Annotated in this window: 17 protein-coding genes; 1 reads left to right on the top strand and 16 read right to left on the bottom strand. The window is 58.8% G+C overall.

Going from position 1 to position 21,197, the window contains the following annotated elements:
* Positions 1-7: 7 nt before the first annotated feature.
* The 13 genes from EHV07_RS09815 to ssuD form a co-directional block, all read right to left on the bottom strand.
* Positions 8-214 (bottom strand): hypothetical protein, encoded by a 207-nt coding sequence (locus tag EHV07_RS09815; RefSeq protein ID WP_147197415.1) that lies wholly within the window; start codon positions 212-214, stop codon positions 8-10.
* A 143-nt stretch (positions 215-357) separates the two neighbouring features.
* Positions 358-1,005: a methionine ABC transporter permease gene (locus EHV07_RS09810; RefSeq protein ID WP_147197413.1), complete on the bottom strand. Its 648-nt coding sequence runs from the start codon at positions 1,003-1,005 to the stop codon at positions 358-360.
* Positions 992-2,083 carry a methionine ABC transporter ATP-binding protein gene (locus EHV07_RS09805; RefSeq protein ID WP_147197411.1) on the bottom strand — a complete coding sequence of 364 codons (1,092 nt, stop codon included), beginning with the start codon at positions 2,081-2,083 and terminating at the stop codon, positions 992-994. Before EHV07_RS09805 ends, EHV07_RS09810 begins: the two co-directional genes overlap by 14 nt.
* The gene (locus EHV07_RS09800) at positions 2,083-2,883 is read right to left on the bottom strand and encodes a MetQ/NlpA family ABC transporter substrate-binding protein (protein ID WP_147197409.1); all 801 of its coding nucleotides are present in this window, start codon (positions 2,881-2,883) and stop codon (positions 2,083-2,085) included. The genes EHV07_RS09805 and EHV07_RS09800 overlap by 1 nt, the downstream gene beginning before the upstream one ends.
* The gene (locus EHV07_RS09795; protein WP_147197406.1) at positions 2,880-4,244 is read right to left on the bottom strand and encodes an LLM class flavin-dependent oxidoreductase; all 1,365 of its coding nucleotides are present in this window, start codon (positions 4,242-4,244) and stop codon (positions 2,880-2,882) included. The genes EHV07_RS09800 and EHV07_RS09795 overlap by 4 nt, the downstream gene beginning before the upstream one ends.
* On the bottom strand, positions 4,241-5,443 hold the full coding sequence (locus EHV07_RS09790) for an SfnB family sulfur acquisition oxidoreductase (RefSeq protein WP_147197403.1): 1,203 nt from the start codon (positions 5,441-5,443) through the stop codon (positions 4,241-4,243). The genes EHV07_RS09795 and EHV07_RS09790 overlap by 4 nt, the downstream gene beginning before the upstream one ends.
* Before the next feature lie 9 nt (positions 5,444-5,452).
* A complete protein-coding gene (locus EHV07_RS09785; protein WP_147197401.1) occupies positions 5,453-6,724 on the bottom strand; it encodes an SfnB family sulfur acquisition oxidoreductase in 1,272 nt (423 codons plus the stop codon).
* Positions 6,725-6,726: 2 nt separating this feature from the next.
* A complete protein-coding gene (locus EHV07_RS09780) occupies positions 6,727-7,938 on the bottom strand; it encodes an acyl-CoA dehydrogenase family protein (RefSeq protein WP_147197399.1) in 1,212 nt (403 codons plus the stop codon).
* Positions 7,931-9,397, bottom strand: coding sequence for an MFS transporter (locus tag EHV07_RS09775; protein ID WP_147197397.1), 1,467 nt, complete (start codon positions 9,395-9,397; stop codon positions 7,931-7,933). The genes EHV07_RS09780 and EHV07_RS09775 overlap by 8 nt, the downstream gene beginning before the upstream one ends.
* A 509-nt stretch (positions 9,398-9,906) precedes the next feature.
* A complete protein-coding gene (locus tag EHV07_RS09770) occupies positions 9,907-11,316 on the bottom strand; it encodes an LLM class flavin-dependent oxidoreductase (RefSeq protein WP_147197395.1) in 1,410 nt (469 codons plus the stop codon).
* Between the two features lie 3 nt (positions 11,317-11,319).
* Positions 11,320-12,825 (bottom strand): FAD/NAD(P)-binding protein, encoded by a 1,506-nt coding sequence (locus EHV07_RS09765; RefSeq protein ID WP_147197393.1) that lies wholly within the window; start codon positions 12,823-12,825, stop codon positions 11,320-11,322.
* On the bottom strand, positions 12,818-13,909 hold the full coding sequence (gene sfnG, locus EHV07_RS09760) for a dimethylsulfone monooxygenase SfnG (RefSeq protein WP_147197391.1): 1,092 nt from the start codon (positions 13,907-13,909) through the stop codon (positions 12,818-12,820). The genes EHV07_RS09765 and sfnG overlap by 8 nt, the downstream gene beginning before the upstream one ends.
* 6 nt (positions 13,910-13,915) lie before the next feature.
* On the bottom strand, positions 13,916-15,082 hold the full coding sequence (ssuD, locus tag EHV07_RS09755) for an FMNH2-dependent alkanesulfonate monooxygenase (protein ID WP_147197389.1): 1,167 nt from the start codon (positions 15,080-15,082) through the stop codon (positions 13,916-13,918).
* A gap of 275 nt (positions 15,083-15,357) precedes the next feature.
* On the opposite strand from ssuD, the gene EHV07_RS09750 reads away from it, so the two are divergent.
* Positions 15,358-17,274, top strand: a complete 1,917-nt coding sequence (locus EHV07_RS09750; protein WP_147197388.1) for a sigma-54-dependent Fis family transcriptional regulator — start codon at positions 15,358-15,360, stop codon at positions 17,272-17,274.
* Between the two features lie 75 nt (positions 17,275-17,349).
* Here EHV07_RS09750 and betA read toward each other — a convergent pair whose 3' ends face one another.
* The 3 genes from betA to betI form a co-directional block, all read right to left on the bottom strand.
* A complete protein-coding gene (betA, locus tag EHV07_RS09745) occupies positions 17,350-19,038 on the bottom strand; it encodes a choline dehydrogenase (protein WP_147197385.1) in 1,689 nt (562 codons plus the stop codon).
* Positions 19,039-19,114: 76 nt separating this feature from the next.
* A complete protein-coding gene (betB, locus tag EHV07_RS09740) occupies positions 19,115-20,572 on the bottom strand; it encodes a betaine-aldehyde dehydrogenase (protein WP_147200583.1) in 1,458 nt (485 codons plus the stop codon).
* A 26-nt stretch (positions 20,573-20,598) separates the two neighbouring features.
* Positions 20,599-21,195 carry a transcriptional regulator BetI gene (gene betI, locus EHV07_RS09735; RefSeq protein WP_147197383.1) on the bottom strand — a complete coding sequence of 199 codons (597 nt, stop codon included), beginning with the start codon at positions 21,193-21,195 and terminating at the stop codon, positions 20,599-20,601.
* Positions 21,196-21,197 lie beyond the last annotated feature (2 nt).

Genomic DNA, 21,197 nt, shown 5'->3' with positions numbered 1-21,197 from the left:
CTTTTCCTTAGCGTTCCCGGGCAAGCTCTTCCATACGAGCGCGCATTGATTCGCGAACATGTTGATTATTCATGTTTAATGACGCATTACCATTAGCGTCCGTAAGAATTTTACTGCTGTCGGAATGTTGAATGTTTTGGCGAATAGATCCATGCATCAGCTTAGCGGGTGCAGCCAACATCCTGGCGAATCCACGGCGGAAAAAGTCGGTCATAAATCCTCCTGAGGGTCTCGTTATAAGCATGGCAGAAGAAAACAGTGTTGGTGCTCTGCCTGATTATAAGACAACGCCAAATAATAAGAATTACCTGACAGCCTGTCTATAGCATTTCGCGATTTGATGCAACAGCTGTCGGTTCAGCGATGATTTAACCGACGCGACAGGCGATCGCCGCAGAGTTGCAGCAGCGTAACTAATGCTACCAGCACCACGATCACCGTCACCATGACCTGGGTATCGAAACGCTGATAGCCGTAGCGGTAAGCCAGATCCCCGAGTCCGCCCGCGCCAATAGCGCCTGCCATTGCCGAGGCGTTGATCATTGTCACCAGCGTAATGGTAAAACCGCTGACGATGCCGGGCCGCGCTTCCGGCAGCAGCACGTGCCAGATAATGTGCCAGCGATGAAAACCCATCGCCTGCGCCGCCTCGATCAGCCCTTTGTCCACTTCGCGCAGGCTGACTTCGGCGATGCGGGCAAAGAAGGGCGTTGCCGCCAGCGTCAGCGGCACTACCGCCGCCCAGACGCCGTAGCTGGTGCCCACAATCAGACGGGTAAAGGGGATCAGTGCCACCATCAAAATCAGAAACGGTACCGAGCGGAACAGATTGACCAGCCAGCCGAGCAGGCGGTTTACCGTCGGTGCGGGAAAGAGATTTCCCCGGCCGGACGTCACAAGGATCACCGCCAGCGGCAGACCAGACAGCAGCGCGGCCAGCGAGGAACATCCCACCATCATCAGCGTATCAAGGAATCCCTGCCACAGTCGATCAAGCGCTAACATAACCTATTACCTCCACACGATCGGCGAGTCGCCCTGAAATATCTTCTGCCTGAAAACGCTGTCCGCTGGCCGCTGCCAGCAGTAACAACCGTCCAATTTGCCGTCCCTGCACCCATTCCAGCGCGCTCTGAACCAGCGTCAGCTCGCTGCCAGACACGACAGCCAGTTTGGCCAGATCCGGCACCGCGCCCTGCCCGGTATAATGCAGACAGATTAGCGGGCGGGAAAAGGGCGAGGGCTGAGGCAGAAGCCGATCTGCCAGCGGTTCCGGCAGGCTGGCAGAATGCGGATTCAGCAACAGCCGCGTGGTCTCCTGCTGCGGGTCACCATACACCTGCCATACCGGGCCCTGTTCAATAATCCTTCCCTGTTCCAGTACCGCGACCTGGTGACACAAATCGTGGATCACATCCATCTCATGGGTGATCAGCACGATAGTGATGCCCTTCTGCCGGTTGATATCACGCAGCAGGGCGAGGATTGCCCGCGTGGTTTCCGGGTCAAGCGCCGAGGTCGCCTCATCGCACAATAGCAGTTGGGGATCGTGAACCAGCGCGCGGGCAATCCCCACGCGCTGCTTTTGGCCGCCGGAAAGCTGGGCCGGATAAGCATGCTGCCAGGCTTCCAGCCCCACCAGCGCCAGCAGTTCATCGACCTTGCGCTGGCGTTGCGGCTTCGCGACACCCGCAACGCGCAGCGGTAATTCAACGTTCTCGCGTACCGTTTTTGCCGACAGCAAATTGAAGTGCTGGAAGATCATGCCGGTGCCGCGACGCCAGTTCACCAGCTCGGTGGCGGACAGGCTGCCGATATCAACACCCTCGATCACCACGCTGCCAGCAGAAGGATTTTCCAGCCGGTTAAGACAGCGGATTAACGATGATTTCCCGGCGCCGCTGCGTCCAATAATGCCGAAGATGTCGCCGTGGGGAATATGCAGGTTGATCTCCTGCAACGCATCGCTGTGCTGGCCCGGATAGCGTTTCACCAGGCCGCTTACGGCAATATGCACACGACTGCTCGTCCGCACCGATTGTTCTGTTTCCGTGGCCTGCTCCGGCCAGGCAAAACTGACCATTACTGGCTCCAGCCAGGCTGATAAAGCTTGCCGTAAAATTTATCCAGGCTGGCGCGAACCACCGGGGAATGCTGATAGATGTCGACAAACTTTTTCAGTCTTGGATCGTCCTGATGCCCATCGCGAATGACAAACTGAATAACGTATTCAGGGTGTTCCAGCCCGTCAAACAGCAACGCGTTGTTTGGATCGATCACCCCCGACGCGCGCAGATAATGCGGATAGCCCTGCGCCAGATCGACCTCTTCCAGCGAGCGGGAAAGCTGTACCGCCTCCACTTCGAGGATCCTCAAATGCTTTGGATTTTCCACAATATCATCCAGGGTAGATTTCAGCCCGGCGCCTGGCTTGAGCCTGAGCAGCCCCGCTTTTTGCAACAGCAGCAGCCCGCGCCCGCCGTTAATCGGATCGTTGGCGATGGCTACCGTGCCGCCATCGGGGATCTGCGCCAGGCTACTGTGTTTCAGCGAATAAAGCCCGACGTTATTGATGATTGCGGGCGCGTATTTCACCAGGTGAAAGCCGCCCTGCTGGTTAGCGTTATCAAGGAACGGCTGATGCTGAAACAGATTCACGTCAATATCGCCGTTTTCAAGGCTGACGTTGGGCGCGGTCCAGTCGCTGAATTCGATCAGATCGACGGCAAGTCCCTGCTTTTTCGCCTCGGCTACGGCGGTTTCCAGCGGCGGCGCAAAGGCGGATGTGGTGCCGACTTTCAGCGGCCCGTCGTAGTTTGCCGCCAGCGTTGCCGTCGAAGTCAGGCCCAAAATCCCGGCCAGCAAAAGGTGTTTAAATGTCATCGTGGATCCCCAGAAGTGATGCGGTCGCGAGCCGCCGGATGACGATCCGGCAGCCTGTTATCGCCAAAAAGTTTTTTTCTAAAGGTGCCGGGCTGATAGCCGGTTTTATAGCGTCCGCGCAGCTGAAGTTCCGGTACCACCAGATCGATAAAGTCGATATAGCTTTGCGGATTCACGATGCGCGTCAGGTTAAAACCGTCGATGCCGCCTTCATCAAGCCAGTTGATCAATGCCTCCGCCACCTGCGACGGATTGCCGACAATCAGCGCGTAGCGGCCGCCGAGCGCGTGCTGCTCTAGCAGCTGCCGCCGCGTCCAGCCTTCAAAGGCTTTGCTGACGGATTCGATGGCCCGCGTCGGGCCGCTGCGGATCGGTTCGTCCAGCCCGAACTGCGCCAGATCGATGCCGATGGAACTGGAAAAATGCGCCACGCCCGCCTCCGGGCTGGCATAGCGCAGATACTCACGGTATTTCTCCTGCGCTTCGCTTTCGGTCGGCGCAACGATCACCGAGATGCCCATAAAAATCTTCAGATCGTCAGGCTGGCGGCCCGCATCCTGTGCTGCCCGACGCAGCTTATCCGACTGAATTCGCATCGCCTGCGGCGTCCGCCCATTCACAAAGGTGCATTCCGCATGATTTGCCGCAAAACGCGTGCCGCGCCCGGAGCTTCCCGCCTGAAACAGCAGCGGCGTGCGCTGCGGCGAAGGCTGCGAGAGGTGATAGCCTTCCAGCTGATAAAATTCGCCCTGATGGCGTACCGGGTGAATTTTGCTGGCGTCGGCATAACGCCTGCACGCTTTATCATTGATCACCGCATCCTCTTCCCAACTGCCTTCCCACAGGCGATAGCAGACCTCAAGAAACTCATCGGCCTGGTCATAGCGACGATCGTGGCTCACCAGCTCGGTCTGCCCCATCGCCCGGGCGGCGCTGTCGAGATAGCCGGTAACGATGTTCCAGCCCACGCGGCCTTTGGTCAGATGGTCAAGGGTAGATAAGCGTCGGGCGAACGGATAAGGCGCTTCGTAGCTGAGATTCGCCGTCAGGCCGAAGCCCAGATGCTGCGTCACGCTGGCCATTGCCGATACCAGCATCAGCGGATCGTTAACCGGCAGCTGAATAGATTCGCTGGCCGTCAACGCAATGCCCTGCTGATAAACGTCATAAACGCCGATGATATCGGCAATAAACAGACCGTCAAACAGGCCGCGTTCCAGCGTTTTCGCCAGATCCAGCCAGTAATCCAGATCGTTAAATTCGGTGGAACGATCCTGCGGATGCGTCCACATGCCATGATGAATATGGCCAACGCAGTTCATGTTAAACGCGTTCAGTAACAGCTGTTTTGCCGGCTTCATATTGTCCCCCTGCGCGGTGGCAGCGTGCCGTTCAGTATGTAGTCGCCAATCAGTGGATATTTCCAGCGCACCGGATCGTGCAGCGTATGGGTACGCGCATTGCGCCAGTGGCGGTCAAAATTATGTTCCCGCAGCGCCGAGCGGGTGCCTGAAAGCTCAAACAGCAGGTTTGCCGCTTCCAGCGCGCACTCCGTTGTCCAGGCGCGCGCGGCGGCAACCTGTATGGAAGCATGCGCAACCCGTTGTGCATCAGGTTCGCGCTGCGCGGTATCCACGGCCTCGCCTGCATCTTCCAGTAAGGCTTCTCCTGCCTGCAAACGCGCCGCCATTTGTCCCACACGATCGATCAGCAGCGGATCGTCTGCGGCCCGCTCCACGCCCGCGTCGGGCCACGGGCGTGCTTTGGTACGAATAAAGTCGAGCATCTCACTGAAGGCCGCGCGGGCAATGCCCTGATCGATGGCGGCATGCATAATTTGCGCAAAAGGGCCGACCGCCGTGGGCCGCTCAAAGGCGCTCTGAAACGGCACGATATCCTGCGGATCGATAATCACGGCTTCAAAGATGACGGTACCGCTGCCGGTAGTACGCTGACCAAAGCCCGACCAGTCGTCGGTTACGCTGACGCCAGCCTGTTCGCGCGGCACAAACACCAGCTGTTCTTTGCCGTCACCATCGCGTGCAGCGGTGGGAATGCGGTCGGCCCAGATCGCGCCGGTGGCATAGAACTTCTGCCCCTGTAGCAAAAAACCGTCGCCCTGCGGCAAAACCGACGTGCTGCGATGATGCGCGGCCGGGGTGCGGAATTCTGCCAGGGCGTTGCCCAAATGCACGCCATCCAGCACTTCCCGATACAAACGCCGCTGCTGGCTGGCCGAGCCGTTTACCCGCAGCACTTCCAGCGCGTAAAAGTGGTTCTGCGGGATTTGCCCGATGGCGGCATCGGCTTCGCTCAGGATCGCAATGATCTGCGCCACTACGACGCTGGAGACGGCCGCACCGCCAAAGGCGGCCGGCACGGTTATCGCACCCAGCCCTGATGCAAACAGCGCCTGAAGCTGCGTATCAGGCAGCTGTCGCTCACGGTCGCGCAGGCTCGATTCAGGGCGAAACTGTGCAGCCAGCGCGTGCGCCACGCTGAGCGCCTGAGCCTCGCTGGTAATGACGGCGGCGGGCTGTTTTGGCTTAACCTGGCTCATGTGCGTTCCTTAAATCCAGGCATGACGGGCCGGGAAAATCGCGTTGAGGTAATAGTTACCGATAGCGTGATACTTCCAGCGCACCGGGTCATGTAACGTATGGGTGCGCGCATTGCGCCAGTGGCGATCCAGATTATGTTCACTGAGTGAAGATCGGCTGCCGCCCCATTCCAATAGCTTTTCGCTGGCTGTCAGCGCAACGTTTGTTGTCAGTACTTTGGCCTCGGCAACGGCAATGGACGCCTGCGCAATACCGGCCGCATCAAGCCGTTGGGGATCGAGCGCGTCCAGCGTATTTGCCGCACGCCGAAGCAACGCTTCCGCCGCCTGTAACGCGATCCAGACGCGTCCGACATCCGCCTGCAGGTGCGGATCACAAGCATTGCGCTCCACGCCCGCGTCCACCCACGGACGTGAGTGCTGACGGATAAATTCACACGCCTCATCGAAAGCGCCGCGAGCGATTCCGGCATCGATGGCCGCCTGAATCAGCTGCGAAACCGGGCCGCGCAGCGAAGGCTGCCCGGCGTCGGGAACCGCGATGACCCGCGCCGGATCGACCCACACGTTCGTCAGGCGTACCGTGCCGCTGGCCGTGGTGCGCTGGCCGATGCCCGACCAGTCATCAATAATCTCCAGGCCCGGTGTCTGACGCGGTATAAACGCCATGACCGCCTTACCGTTATCATCAACAGCGGTGGTGACGATGAGGTGGGCAAAGAGCGCGCCGGTGGAATAAAACTTCTCGCCGCTGAGCCGCAGTCCCTGTTCACTTTGTCGCAGCCGTGCCTGCACGTCCCGCGTGTGTCGGCTGTTTTTCTCCGGCCCGCCGTTGCCCAGCCGGTGGCCGTTGACCACCGCTTTGAATATCGCCGCCTGTTGTTCTGGTGTGCCCGCGTCGCGAACAAACTGGATCAGGCCGAAGTGGTTTTGCGGGATCTGTCCCAGCGACGGATCGGCTGCCGAGATCAGGCGGAAAACCTCCGCCACGGTGCGATAAGGCAGCCCGCCGCCGCCAAAAGCACGGGGAACAGAAAGGCTGGCTAAGCCGCTGCGGCTGAACAGCGAGAGCGCCTCCAGCGGATAAATACGATCTCTGTCGCGCGTTGCCGCATCGGCCACCGCCAGTGCCGCCACCTGCCGTGCTGCGGCAAGCGCCTGTTGCTCGCTGTCAAGCACTGCGGCAGGCTCTGGGGGCTGCCAGTCAATGTCGCTGAGCGGGCTTTCGCTGTGGGCAGCCAGGCTCGCCCCGCTGGCCGCCGTTAGTTTTTCAGAAGCCATCGCTATTCACCGTTGCCGATTTGCCAGATAAAGGTCGGTTCGTGACCGTTGACTTCCCAGTCGCCGACGTTGCGCGTTTTATAGATCACCGGATTGTGTGAGGCGACCGTGCGGGCGTTGCGCCAGTGGCGATCCAGCGCTTTGCTGACACGGGTATCTGACGCACCGAGCGCGTTAAACAGCTCCGTTGCCGCACGCGGGATCAGATCGCTGGCAATGACCTGCGCTTTCGCCGCTTCCAGTTCCGCCTGAACATTGGCCTCACGAATTTGCGCGTCATCACCGCCCTGCTGATGAACGTCAAACGCCAGCTGTAACGACTGCGTGGCGCGCTGGACCGTTGCCTCAACCGACCAGGCCCAGCTGGAGATCTGACCGACAACCTGCAATACCTGAACGTCCTGTTTTACCTGCGGCGCGTTACCGTGGCTGTAGATGCGCTTGCGGGCGGCCACGCTTTTCGCTGCGTCACGGGTGACGGCGCGGCCAATTCCGGCCAGCGTTGACAACAGAACGTGTTGATAAAAGGCGGTCTGATAACGGAAGCGTTCGCTGAAGTCATAGACGTGCGTCCGATCTACCCTGGCCCGCTTAAAGCGCGTGGTGCCGCTGCCGGTCAGGCGCTGGCCGAAACCATCCCAGTCATCGTCACGTTCAACCTCCGCCTGATGCGTGTTCACCAGCGCAATCACGTCGCGGCCGTTGTCGGTGCGCTGAGCATAAACATCGATCCAGTCGGCGTAGAGTGTGCCGGTGCTGTAGAACTTTTCGCCATCAAGCAGCCAGCCTTCTTCTGCGGGCGCGACTTTGGTTAATACTTCCCCCAGTTTCAGATTGCCGATTTCGCTCCAGCCACTGCCTACCAGCTCACCGTCGATAAAGCGGCGGAACCAGCGTTTACGCTCCTCGCTGTCCGGCTGGTTCAGGCGGTCTTCCACAAAGGCAAAGTGTGCTCTGAGCGCCTGCGGCAGATTGGAGTCGGCTTCCGCCAGTTCGGTCAGCAACTGAAACAGCTGCGGCAGCGTTGCACCCAGCCCACCTTCGCTACGGGGGATACGTAAGGTGCCGAATCCTGCTTCTTTCAGCCAGCGGATGGGTTCCTGCGCCAGCGCACGACGCCGCTCGCGTTCAACGGTGCCTTCGGCGATGCGGGCAAAGATTGGCCGGAAGCGTGCAGCCAGCTCGTTGTAGTGTGCTGTGTTGGATTCAGACATGGGATTCTCCAGTAGCTTGAGTGTCGTCAATGTCCTGACGCGTCGGTTCGAAGCGCACCACCATCAGGAAGCAGATCGGGATGATGGCGGCCAGCGAGACAATCCAGAACATGTTAGTGCCGTACGAGGCCTGCAAAATGGGCAGAACAAACAGCGCCAGTGCGCTACCGATACCGGAAAGCGAGCGGCCAAAGCCGACGCCGGTAGCGCGAATATGCGTTGGATAGGAGAGCGCCGGATAGATCATCATCTGCGCGCCAGGCCCGAAGCCTTCGGCGAACAGCCACAGGCCGAGCATCAGAATGGCAAACACCACGCCGAAGGTGGCCTGCGGATGACCGACCAATGCCAGCGCCACCAGCGCGATAAATTGCAGCGCGAAACCGGCAATGGCCACGTGGCGGGAAGGGAATTTCCACGCCAGCCGCATGCCCAGCAGGCCGCCGGTAAAGGCGAACAGTGCGTTCAGCCCCAGCGAGGCGGAAATCGTTTCGAACATGCCAGCGCCAAGGAACTGCGCCAGAATCGACGGCAGGAAAAAGGCGATGGCGGTGTATTCGAACGAGATGCAGACGTTCATCACGCTGGTGACGATGGTGCGTTCGCGATAAGGCTTCTGGAACAGCACGCGGAAACTGACTTTCGGTGGGGCTTTCTTTTCTGCCGCAGAGGCGGATTTTTCTTCGTGCGCGTGAATGCCATAAGAGTCGCGCAGAATGCGTGCCGCGCCGCTCAGATCGCCCTGATTAGCGGCCCACAGTGGCGATTCGTTCATAAATTTACTGCGCACGGCGATGATCAGCAGCGCCGGAACGGCACCAAACAGCAGCGAGGCGCGCCACAGCCAGTCCAGATGCTCTTTCGGCAGCAGGAAATAAAGCGCGAAGATGATAAAGAAGCAGGCGGACGAGGCGGCGTACCACATCGGGCACCAGGCCGCCAGCCGCGCCGCTTTGTTGCCTTTACCGGTAAATTTCGAGAACTCGGCCAGATAAGCCATTGCCACGGGGAGATCGATGCCTACGCCAATGCCCATCAGAAACCGTGCGCCGATCAGCACCCAGACGTTGGGTGCCAGTCCGGCGGCAATTGCCGAGACCACAAAGAACAGCATGTCGGCCATAAACACGGAATAGCGGCCATATTTGTCGGTGAGCCAGCCGCCCAGCAGGTTGCCGACGATGGTGCCGATCATAATCGACGAGGTGACTAAGCCGGTGAGCGTCGGGGTCAGGCCAAACTCTTTGACCACGTCGTCGATGCCCCAGGAGAGCGTAGTGAGATCGTAGGCGTCGAGAAAGACGCCGCCCAGGGCGAGGAAAACGATAAAGCGTGCATAGCTGTTTTTACTGGTGCTGCTGTTGATCAGTTGCGCCACGTCGCTGACGGAGCGGATCGGTGTTGAGTGCGGCGAGGGCAAAATCAATTCGCCTTCGTCATCAAGGTTGATGGTGCTCATAGAACCCTCATTATTATTTTGCAGGTCGAGCTGTTATAAAGCGAAAATGAGACGCATCAAAACAACAAAATATGCTATTAAATTTAATAAATTCAATAAGTTAAATGATATTTTTCAGGCAGGCGAAGACGCCGGATCGGCGGGGCTGATTCGGGGGGAGTAGGCCGGTGATCGTTGGCATTGTGGCTGCCGGGTCCGGTGCTCGCTGGTAATGTAGCTGCCGGTTCCGGTGCAGGCGTCAGGGGAATGGGCCGTCCATAAAGACGCAAAAAACGCCCTCCCTGGCAGCTCGACCTGGGCCCTCCATGGCCCAGGACGCTTTATTACCGGCCCATTCCCCTCCCGCTTTAATACAGGCGTTGCTTTTTAGGAAAAAAACGATTCTCCTTTGCCAAAGGCGTCACCTTTTCAGAGGATTGTTCCTTCTGCTTTACTACAGGCATCGCGTTTGCAAAAAGAAGATTCTTTTTTGGCAAAGGCGTATCTGTTCAGAAATCTTCTCATTCCGCTTAAGGCGTGACCACTGTCTGTGAGGGACTTTCTGCCTGAGACTGGCGTCGATAGCCTGCGCCCGGATGCGGCGCGGTCAGGCGCGGTCCCTGGTTGAACAGTTTTTCACGCAGCGTGCCGGGCTGGTAGTCCTGCTTGTAAACGCCGCGTCTTTGCAGTTCGGGGATCAGCAGCTCTACTACGTCGGTGAAGGTTTCGTGGGTGACGGCATAAGCGAGGTTAAAGCCATCGACGTCGGTCTCTTCCACCCAGCTTTGCAGCTCGTCAGCCACCGTTTCAGCGCTGCCCACCAGCAGCGGGCCAAAGCCGCCAATACCCACCCAGTCCGCCAGCGCCTGCACCGTCCACTGTTTGTTGGGATCGGCGGTTGAGAAGGTTTCCACCGCCGACTGAATGGCGTTGGTATGCAGATGCTTCAGCACCTGATCCGGCTGATACTGTCCAAAGTCGATACCGGTCCAGCCGGAAATCAGCGCCAGCGCGCCTTCATAACTGACATAGCTTTTATATTCCTGCCATTTGGCCTGTGCGGCCTTATCCGTTTCGCCAACGATCACCGTTTGCAGGTTGAAAATCAGTACGCTGCGGGGATCGCGTCCCGCTTCTGCGGCGCGTCGGCGAATGTCCGCGACCGTTTTCTTTAGCAGCACTTTTGACGGTGAAGCAACGAAAACGCATTCGGCATGTTCGGCGGCAAACTGCTTGCCCCGGCTGGAGGCACCCGCCTGATACAGTACCGGCGTGCGCTGCGGTGAAGGTTCGCAAAGGTGAATGCCCGGTACCTGGAAGAAAGTCCCCTGATGGTTGATCGGATGGATTTTGGCCGGATCGCTGAACAGACGTTTTTGGCGATCGCGCAGGATTGCACCCTCTTCCCAGCTGCCCTCCAGCAGTTTGTAGACCACCTGCAAATATTCATCAGCATAGTCATAGCGCGCATCATGATCGGTTTGCGCCCGGTAGCCAATATTGCGCGCGCCGCTTTCCAGATAAGAAGTGACGATATTCCAGCCGACGCGGCCTTTGGTGAGATGATCCAGCGTGGAAAGACGGCGGGCGAACGGATAAGGATGTTCAAACGACAGCGAGGCCGTCAGGCCAAATCCAAGATGCTCCGTCACCAGCGCCATTGGCGTAATTAGCGCCAGCGGATCGTTTACCGGCACCTGCGTGGCGTGGCGGATCGCGGCCTCGTTATTGCCGTTCAGCACATCATAAACACCGAGCACGTCCGCAATAAACAGGCCGTCGAATTTACCGCGCTCCAGCAGACGCGCCAGATCGGTCCAGTAAGCGAGATCTTTATATTCCCACGAGCGGTCGCGCGGGTGCGCCCACAGCCCCGGCGACTGGTGTCCGACACAGTTCATATCAAAAGCGTTCAGGCGAATTTCGCGTTGCACAGGCATAGTTCACTCCAGAGGAATAGTTTTTAGTACGTCAGTGGACGATTTTTGCGGGTGCGGGGTTTTGCCGAGAAGCTGATACGCCAGCGTTTCAGCATGTTCAGCCACCTGCGGCAGGCCCATCAGTTCGCCAAAACGACCGCGGGCAGCGGGTCCAACAACATGCAAATGCGAATTGGCAAAGCCATGCTGATTAACTGCTTGTGAATGGGCATTGACCAAAATCCCCAGTGCCAGCGGATCGGCCTGAATCTCCCCCGCTTCAGCCAGCTGGTGGAGCAAAGCGTCGCTGTTCAGCAATGCGCCGTGCGCCGGTCCGGTGGTGACAATCAGCTTATCGACGTGCAGCCCGGGCTGCTCAGACCACTCAGGCCAGGCAGCCCGTACGCCACGACGCGGCTGAAGCGTCAGCTGAATACCCTGTTCTGCGCTGCGCACGGCCGTTAAGCGAGCGGCCAGCACATGCAGTCTGCCGCTGGCCTGAGACTGATTCAGGATTTCGCTCACCTGCGGGGCGATGCGGTAACGGTGCACGTCCCACCAGGGGCGCAGATGCCGCAGAAAACGCCGCTGCTCCGCAACCGGCAGCTGTTGCCAGATGCGCTGGCCATTCAAGCGGATATCATCCAGCACCAGCTGCCACGGCACACCGTCTTCCGCAGCCCGAGCCACTTCCTGACGAACACGTCGCAGCCAGCCGAGGGCGGTGGCGGCCTGAGGGCGTTGGTAATCCAGCGGTCGCGCCGGATAGTCGCCGCTGACGTTGTCACGTGGCAGTTGCCCGCGCCGTGAGAAAGCGACGATTTGACCGCGATGTCCCTGGCGGTGCAGCGAGGCCACCACGTCCGACATGGTCAGTCCTGAACCGATAATGGCGATTCGATCGTCCGCGCCCACCGTCGCGAGCGCATTTTTTTGCCACGGATTGGCGATCAGCGCGGCAGGGCTGGCAGAGCCTGCATCGCCGGTCCGTTCAGCGGCGCGGTTTTGCCCGTGCTCTCCCGCAAGCCATCGCTGCAAAATTTGCGGTAGCGCAGGCGGCGGATGACTGATGGCTAACACCACCTCGTCTGCCTGAAACACCGCACCCGAAGCGGTGACTATTGCATGATGACGTAACGCGACGGCGCGATCCTGCACGTGCCGCAGGCTGACCGCCGACGTGCGGGCAGCCTGCGCAAACTGTTCGGCAACGTATGCGCCAAACTGCCCGCGCTGTGGATAGATCTTGCCGTCATGCCAGCGCGCGGCCGGATCCTGCGCACAGGCCGCCGAGGCGCGATACCACTGGTCAAACTCGCCTTCCTGCGCCGCTGAAAGCTGCATACGTGCGGCGGGCACGTTGATGCGGTGCGCCGGATCGTCAGTACCGTAGGCCACGCCTTGTCCCAGCTGATGACGCGGCTCGATAACCGTGACCGTTAAGCCCGCGCTGCCCAAACGCGCCAGATGGATCGCCAGCGCGGTGCCGGTAAAACCGCCGCCGACGATGACGATATGCCGCTCAACCATGATGCAGCTCCGGCTGCCGCTGAGCCTCCAGCTCGCGCACCAGCGGAATCACTTCACGACCAAAAAATTCCACCTCTTCCTGAAAATGCAGGAAGCCGAGCAGCAGCAGATCGGCACCCGCCTCTTTGAGCGCCATAATCCTCTGCGCAATTTGCTGCGGCGTGCCGATCAGGTTGGTTTTAAAGCCGTCGTTATATTGCACCAGATCGTCGAGCGTCGATTTTGCCCAGTTGCCTTCCCCTTCCGGCGAGGCGCTACCCGCATTTTTCACCTCATGCTGAAAGCCTTTCACCGCCTCCGGATTGGCATGATCGAGGATCTCCTGCAAGACCTGTTGCGCCTGCTGCTCGGTCTCACGGGCGATAACAAAACCGTTAACACCGACTTTTACCTGATGCTGGTTTTGCGCGGCCTTATGCTGAATATCATCAACCTGCTGGCGGATCCCCGCCGGCGTATTGCCGTTGGTGAAGTACCAGTCGGAAACCTTAGCGGCCATATCACGTGCGGCGCGCGAGCTGCCGCCCTGAAAGACTTCAGGCTGCGGATCCAGCGGCTTCGGCTTCAGCGAATAGTCACGGTAGCGGTAAAAATCACCGGCAAAGGTAAAGCTTTCCTGCTGCCAGATGCCTTTCAGGCAGCGGATAAACTCTTCCGAACGCAGGTAGCGTTCTTCATGATCCAACCAGGGTTCACCGATCGCCTTGAATTCGCCGCGAAACCAGCCGCTGACAATGTTGACCGCGATGCGGGCATTGCTGAGATGGCTGATGGTGGCGATCTGTTTTGCCGCCAGCGTGGGATTCCAGGGGCCGGGAAGAAGAGCGGCAATCACCTTGAGCTTCTCCGTTGCGCCCAGCAGCGCCTGCGAGAAACTGACCGATTCGTGCTGATTATCTGCGCCATAGCCCGCCGTAAAACGGATTTGGGTTAACGCATACTCAAAGCCAGCCCGCTCGGCGATTTGCGCCAGCTTGCGGTTATAGTCAACGTCCCAGCTGGTGCGCTGTGGAATGTCGCTGATGACCAGGCCGCCCGAAACGTTAGGCACCCAGTAGGCGAACTTGATGGGTTGGTTGCTCATAGTCACTCATCCTCGGTTTTTTGCCGGACGGCGATCGCCGCCAATGGTTTCGCCAAACGGCCCGGTATTGATGGTACGCTGACGCTTTTCGCTGTTGGAGGCCAGCGGCAGCAACGGCATCACCAGTTCGGCAAAGCGGTGTGCTTCTTCCAGATGCGGATAGCCGGAGAAGATAAAGTTCTCAATGCCCAGCGCCTGGTATTCACGGATGCGCCCGGCGACCTGCTGCGGGTTCCCCACCAGCGCGGTTCCTGCGCCGCCACGCACTAACCCGACGCCAGCCCATAAGTTTGGCCCAATCCACAGATCGTCGCGCGAGCCGCTATGCAGCGCGCTCATTCGCGCCTGACCGGTAGAATCCATCCGCGAGAAAATTTTCTGTGCCGCAGCAATGGTGTCGTCATCCAGATGCGCAATCAGCCGGTCAGCAGCGGCCCTGGCCTCCTCTTCCGTTTCGCGCACGATAACGTGTAACCGGATGCCATATGACAACGTGCGGCCGCGTGCCTGCGCGCGCTGACGCACCACTGCCAGCTTTTCGGCAACCTGCTCTACGGGTTCGCCCCAGGTCAGATAGCTGTCGATCTGGTTAGCAGCCACGTCGATAGCTTCCTCAGAGGAGCCGCCGAAATAGAGCGGCGGGCCGTTTTCCTGCACCGGTGGAAACAGTACTTCAGCGCCCTCGACCTGAATATGTTCGCCGTGGAAATCGACCTTTTCGCCTTTCAACAGGCGTGAATAGACTTCGAGGAATTCACGCGTGACCTGATAACGCTCGGCGTGGCTGAGAAAAATACCGTCGCCTTTGTTTTCAACGGGATCGCCGCCGGTGACCACGTTAATCAGCAGACGTCCTTCCGAGAGGCGATCCAGCGTGGTGGCCATCCGTGCCGCCAGCGTTGGCGGCTGCAAGCCTGGCCGCACGGCAACCAGATAACGCAGGCGTTTAGTGATGGGCGCCAGCGCCGAGGCCACCAGCCAGGAATCTTCACAGCTTTTGCCCGTGGGGATCAGCACACCGTAATAGCCGAGGTTATCGGCTGCCAGCGCAACCTGTTGTAAATAAGGCAAATCCACCGCACGTCCGCCTTCCGTAGTGCCCAAATAGCGCCCGTCGCCGTGGGTCGGCAGGAACCAAAAGACGTTGATGTTTTCCGGTGAAGGGTGGCTCATTATCGCTTATCCTTATAACGTTATCTGAATTTATCTTATAGAGTCAGACTCTTTGGTTATAAATCAGTTAGCAGGAAGCGTGCCAGCCAATGAAGATTTATTTTTTATTATAAATCAGTGAATTAACTGTTTTTACCCGGGCTATGTTCTGCTGCAAATGCAACACATCGCGTACAGCAACTGCTGCATATGCAACAGTTTCGGTGCTGCGCCCTCTCGTTTTGTTATCAGTCAGGCGGTATGGTGACAGCACGCTTGTCACTCAGGATTTTGCGATGCATAACGCCATTCCCGCGCTGATCGATCCCGCCTCCCTTGCTTTTCAGAGCGTGCTGGATCGCCTTGCGCCTACCGACGCAACCGTGCTGATTGTTGGCGAAACCGGCACGGGAAAAGAGGTGGTTGCGCGCTACCTTCATCATCATAGCGCCAGACGGGATCGCCCTTTTCTCGCCGTCAACTGCGGTGCACTAACGGAAAGCCTGGCAGAGTCGGAACTGTTCGGGCACGAGAAAGGCGCATTTACCGGCGCGGCCGGACAGCATCAGGGCTGGTTTGAGGCAGCCGAAGGCGGCACGCTGCTGCTGGATGAAATCGGCGAACTGAGCCTCTCTTTGCAGGTAAAGCTACTGCGCGTGTTGCAGGAGCGTGAAGTGACCCGCGTAGGCTCCCGTCGCCCGGTGAAGGTCAATGTCCGGGTCATCGCCGCCACCCATGTCGATTTGGCCAACGCGATCGGTGAAAAACGCTTCCGGGAAGATCTCTATTACCGGTTAAACGTGGCTGCCGTTACGCTGCCGCCGCTGCGACAGCGCCGCCAGGATATTCCGCTGCTGGCGGAGCATTTCCTGACGTTGTACGCCCGCAGGCTGGGTCGCCCGCAGCGTAAACTCAGCGAAGAGGCGCTGGCCACGCTGATGGACTATGCCTGGCCGGGCAATATCCGCGAGCTGGAAAATACGCTACATAACGCCGTGCTGCTGAGCAAAGAACCGCTGATTACGCCACAGCAACTGCGCCTCAGCCCGGTGATGACGGCAACGTCAGCGGCAGAGAATTCTCTCGACAGCTTTCTGCGGCAGCAGCTGGCGTGCAATGACGGTGCGGCCTGGCAGCGCATCATGGACTCGCTGGTGCGTAACGCGTTTGAGATGAGCCAGGGCAATCAGATCCAGACCGCCGCCCTGCTTGGCATCAGCCGCAACAGCCTGCGCACGCATCTGGGCCATATCGGCCTGATTAAGCCGCGCCGCAGCGTGGCAGGAAAAACACCGCGCATCACCACGGCCACAGCGCAGGAGCGCGAGCTGCGTATCGGTTATCAAAAATTCGGCAACCTTGGCATTCTCAAGGCGCGGCAGTCGCTGGAAGCGCAGTTTGCCGATTGCGGCGTCAGCGTGTTGTGGAGCGAGTTCCCCGCAGGGCCGCAGCTGCTGCATGCGCTTAGCCATGGCGAGATCGACTTTGGCACCACCGGCGAGGTGCCACCGCTGTTTGCCCAGGCCAGCCAGAGTCCGCTGCTGTATGTCGCCTGGGAGCCGGCCGCGCCGCAAAGCGTGGCGCTGCTGGTCGCCGCCGACAGCGATTTGCACACGCTGGCCGATTTAAAAGGCAAACGCATTGCCGTGAACAAAGGCTCTAATGTGCACTACCTGCTGCTGCAAATTCTTGATGAAGCCGGACTGACGCTGGACGATGTGCGGGTGGTTTACGCGCCGCCGAAGTATCCACTGACGCCCAGCGATCGCCATGCGGTGGATGCCTGGATGATGTGGGATCCGTTGCTCAGCGACGCCGAAAAAGGTCAGCAGCTGCGGGTGATCGCCAACGGTGAAGGCCGCGTCAACAACCATCAGTTCTATCTTACCCATCGCGATTTCGCCAGCCATTCGGCAGATTTGCTGCAAACGCTGATGACGGCGCTGGAGCAGACCGGCCGTTACATTGATACCCAGCGCAGTGAGGCGGCAACGCTGCTTTCAGGCGAGCTGGGGTTATCGACCGCCTCGCTCAGCCATGCACTTTCCCGGCGCAGCCATCAAACCCGGCACATGGATTTTGCCATCGTTCGTGAGCAGCAGGCTATTGCCGACAGGTTTTATGCTCTCGGCCTGCTGCCACGGGCCATTAAAGTGCGGGATGCGGTCTGGCAGATGCCGGTAGGGCGAGCGAAATGGCGCAGTGCGCAGTGAGGCTGGATGCTCGATGTAAAAAAGCCTCTGGCGTTAACCAGAGGCTTGTTGTGCAAATAAGCAAAAGGCGAGCGGTTAAACGGTGCCGTCGGCCATTTCGTGCTCTGCTTCAGCCTTTTCACGCTGTAGCTGATAGTAATCCGCCGTGGATACCGCCAGCGGCGCGCGACCGCGGATAAGATCGGCCATCTTCTCGGCAATCATAACCGTTGGCGCGTTCAGGTTGCCGGTGGTGATCTGCGGCATAATCGACGCATCCACTACGCGCAGACGCTGCATGCCATGGACGCGTCCTTCTGCATCCACAACCGCCATTTCGTCGTTACCCATCGCACAGCTGCCGCACGGGTGATAAGCCGTTTCAGCGTGGTCACGAATGAAAGCGTCAATCTCTTCATCACTCTGCACATGCGCACCAGGCTGGATCTCTTCGCCGCAATATTCTGCCAGCGCCTGCTGCTTCATGATGTCACGCGTCAGGCGAACCGCGTTGCGGAACTCCACCCAGTCACGGTCTTCTGACATGTAGTTAAAGAAGATCGAAGGTGCGGCATAAGGATGTTTCGAGGTCAGCTTCACACGACCGCGGCTCATTGAACGCATGGGGCCAACGTGGGCCTGGAAACCATGCTCTTTCACCGGGCTGCTGCCGTTATAGTTAATCGCCACCGGCAGGAAGTGATATTGCAGATCCGGCCAGTCTGGCTGGTCATCGCTGCGAATAAAGCCGCCCGCTTCAAACTGGTTACTGGCCCCGGTGCCGGTGCCGTTAAACAGCCACTCAGCACCAATCGCCGGCTGGTTCCACCACTGTAGCGACGGATAGAGACTGACCGGCTTTTTGCAGCGGAACTGCATATAGACTTCCAGGTGATCCTGCAAATTGCGGCCAACGCCAGGCAACGCGTGAACCACCGGGATATCCAGCTCCTGCAACCATTCCTGCGGGCCAACGCCTGAACGCTGAAGGATCTGCGGCGACGCAATTGCGCCAGCACACAGCAGCACTTCACGCGTGGCTTCCGCCTGCTCTTCTTTGCCGTTGCGCAGCCAGCACACGCCCGTTGCGGTTTTGCCGCTGAACAGAATGCGATCGGTCTGCGCATGGGTAACGATGGTCAGGTTTGAACGCTGCTTAGCCACATCCAGATAGCCACGAGCGGTGCTGGAGCGACGGCCTTTTGGCGTCACGGTGCGGTCCATCGGGCCAAAACCATCCTGACGGTAGCCGTTCAGGTCGTCGGTTTCATGATGACCGGCCTGCGTAGCCGCATCGATAAAGGCGCGGAACAGCGGATTGTTGCCTGCTTTCGGCGTGGTGACGCTCAGGTAGCCTTCGCCACCGTGATAGTCGTTTTCACCAATATCACGCTTTTCCGCCTTGCGGAAATAGGGCAGGCAGTTCAGATAAGACCAGTTTTCCAACCCGTCTTTTTTCGCCCAGTTATCGTAATCCATCGCGTTGCCGCGAATGTAGCACATGCCGTTGATTAGCGATGAGCCGCCCAGGCCTTTACCGCGTCCACATTCCATGCGGCGGTTGTTCATTTTTGGCTCAGGATCGGTCTCATAAGCCCAGTTGTAGCGTTTCCCCTGAAGCGGATAAGCCAAAGCGGCTGGCATTTGGGTACGGAAGTCCCAGCGGTGATCTTTTCCACCCGCTTCCAGTAAAAGTACCGATACGTCAGCATCCTCAGTCAGTCGCGTTGCAAGGACGTTGCCTGCGGAACCGGCTCCAATAATGATATAGTCAAATTTCTGCATTAAACCTCCAGATAACCGCGACCGAAGCCGCGGTAATTAGTAATCAGTGTTCAAAATGGCTATTCAGGCCAGCGACTCAGAATGCGGACGGATACTCACCCATCTCAATCAGAATCGACTTGGTGCGCGTATAGTGATGCAGGGTTTCCAGGCCGTTTTCACGGCCAACGCCAGACTGCTTATAGCCACCAACCGGCATTGGCGCAGGCGATTCGCCCCAGCTGTTGACCCAGCAGATACCCGCTTCCAGCTGATGGATCACTCGATGTGCACGGTTGAGTGACGTGGTGAATACACCCGCCGCCAGGCCGTACTGGGTATCGTTCGCGCGTTCGATCACTTCCTGCTCGTCGTCAAAGACCAGCACGCTCATTACCGGGCCAAAGATCTCTTCCTGCACGATACGCATATCATCAGTACAGTCAGTGAACACGGTTGGCTCGACATAGCAGCCTTTCGCCATCGCGCCTTCGGTTATGCGCGATCCCCCTGCCAGCACACGAGCGCCCTCTTCTTTACCGATGTTCAGGTAAGAAACCACCTTCTGGCAGTGTTCTTCGCTCACCAGTGGGCCAAAGTTGACCTGCGGATCGAGCGGGTCGCCGCATTTAATACCGGCCATCTTTTCCTGCAGGCGCTTTTCAAACGCGGGCAGCAGTGAACGATGCACAAATACGCGCGTGCCGTTGGTACAAACCTGCCCGCTGCTGTAGAAGTTCGCCATCATCGCGCCGTCTACCGCACGTTCCAGCTCGGCATCTTCAAAGACGATCAGCGGAGATTTACCGCCCAGCTCCATGGTGACCGACTTCAGGTTAGCCAGTGCGGCATCCGCCATCACGCGCTTACCGGTGTTCACTTCGCCCGTGAAGGAGACTTTAGCGATTTTCGGATGCTGGCTCAGTCCCTGGCCTACGGTTCCTGCGCCCTGAACAACGTTAAACACGCCATCCGGCAGGCCCGCTTCGGTAAAGATTTTTGCCAGTTCCAGCGCGCTGAGCGGCGTGACTTCGCTTGGCTTGAAGATCATTGCGTTGCCGGTCGCCAGCGCCGGGGCGCTTTTCCACATGGCGATCTGGATGGGATAGTTCCATGCGCCAATACCCGCGCAGACGCCTAACGGCTCGCGGCGGGTGTAGACCAGCGCGCTGTCACGCAGAGGAATGGATTCCCCTTCCACTGCGACGGCCAGACCCGCGTAATACTCCAGCACGTCGGCACCGGTGACGATATCAACCGCAGCGGTTTCGCTGATGGGCTTACCGGTGTCGGCAGTCTCCAGTTCAGCCAGCTGCTGGTTGCGCTCGCGCAGGATCGCAACGGCTTTTAGCAGGACGCGGCTACGCTCAACGGGCGTGTAGCTGCGCCAGATGCGCTGACCGGCTTCTGCGGTGGCCACGGCGCGATCGATATCCTGCTGGCTGGCCGAGGTGATTTCTGCCAGTACCTCACCATTGGCGGGATTGATGGTGGTGAATGTTTCGCCATGACCGGCTTCTTCGCGGCCATTAATGTAAATTCCACGGCGTTGCATATCTGCCATGTCTCCTCCTTTGGGGTTTAGGTTGCCGGGGTTGTTAACCACAGCGCAAGATTTTTATAACAAAGCTGTCGGGCTTCAAGCAGCCCCTGCGCCATCGGCTGCGGCGCCAGCGTCATGCGTAGCCACAAGCCGTCGATTAACGCTGCCATGCTGGCACCCGCATCTCGCGCCTGCTGTGCAGGCAGCGCCCTGGCAAACTGCGCCGTCAGGTTGGAATAGAGCCGGCGGTCGTTAATCCGCTGTAATCGCTGTAATTCCGGCTGATGCAGGCTGTTGGTCCAGAAAGCCAGCCAGGTTTTTAGTACCGGCCCGGCAATCTGCGACACGTCAAAGTTACCGTCTATGATGGCGCGAATACGCGCTGCCGGTTCGTCCGTTGCCAGGTTGCGGTGGTGTTCCACCGCCCTGTACAGATCGAAAAGGATCTGACGCATACAGGCATCCAGCAAACCGTTTTTGTCGCCAAAATAGTGGCTGACAATCCCGGTTGACACCCCGGCTTCTTTCGCAATCAGCGCCAGGCTGGCATCGGCCAGGCCTACGCGATCGATAACGGTCAGGGTGGCGTGGATCAGCTGCGCCTGACGAATGGCTTTCATTCCAACTTTTGGCATCG

Source organism: Pantoea sp. CCBC3-3-1 (genome assembly GCF_007981265.1).
Taxonomy (GTDB): Bacteria; Pseudomonadota; Gammaproteobacteria; order Enterobacterales; family Enterobacteriaceae; genus Erwinia.
The sequence above is the reverse complement of the archived record's forward strand: the minus strand, read 5'-3'. Positions and strand labels throughout refer to the sequence as shown.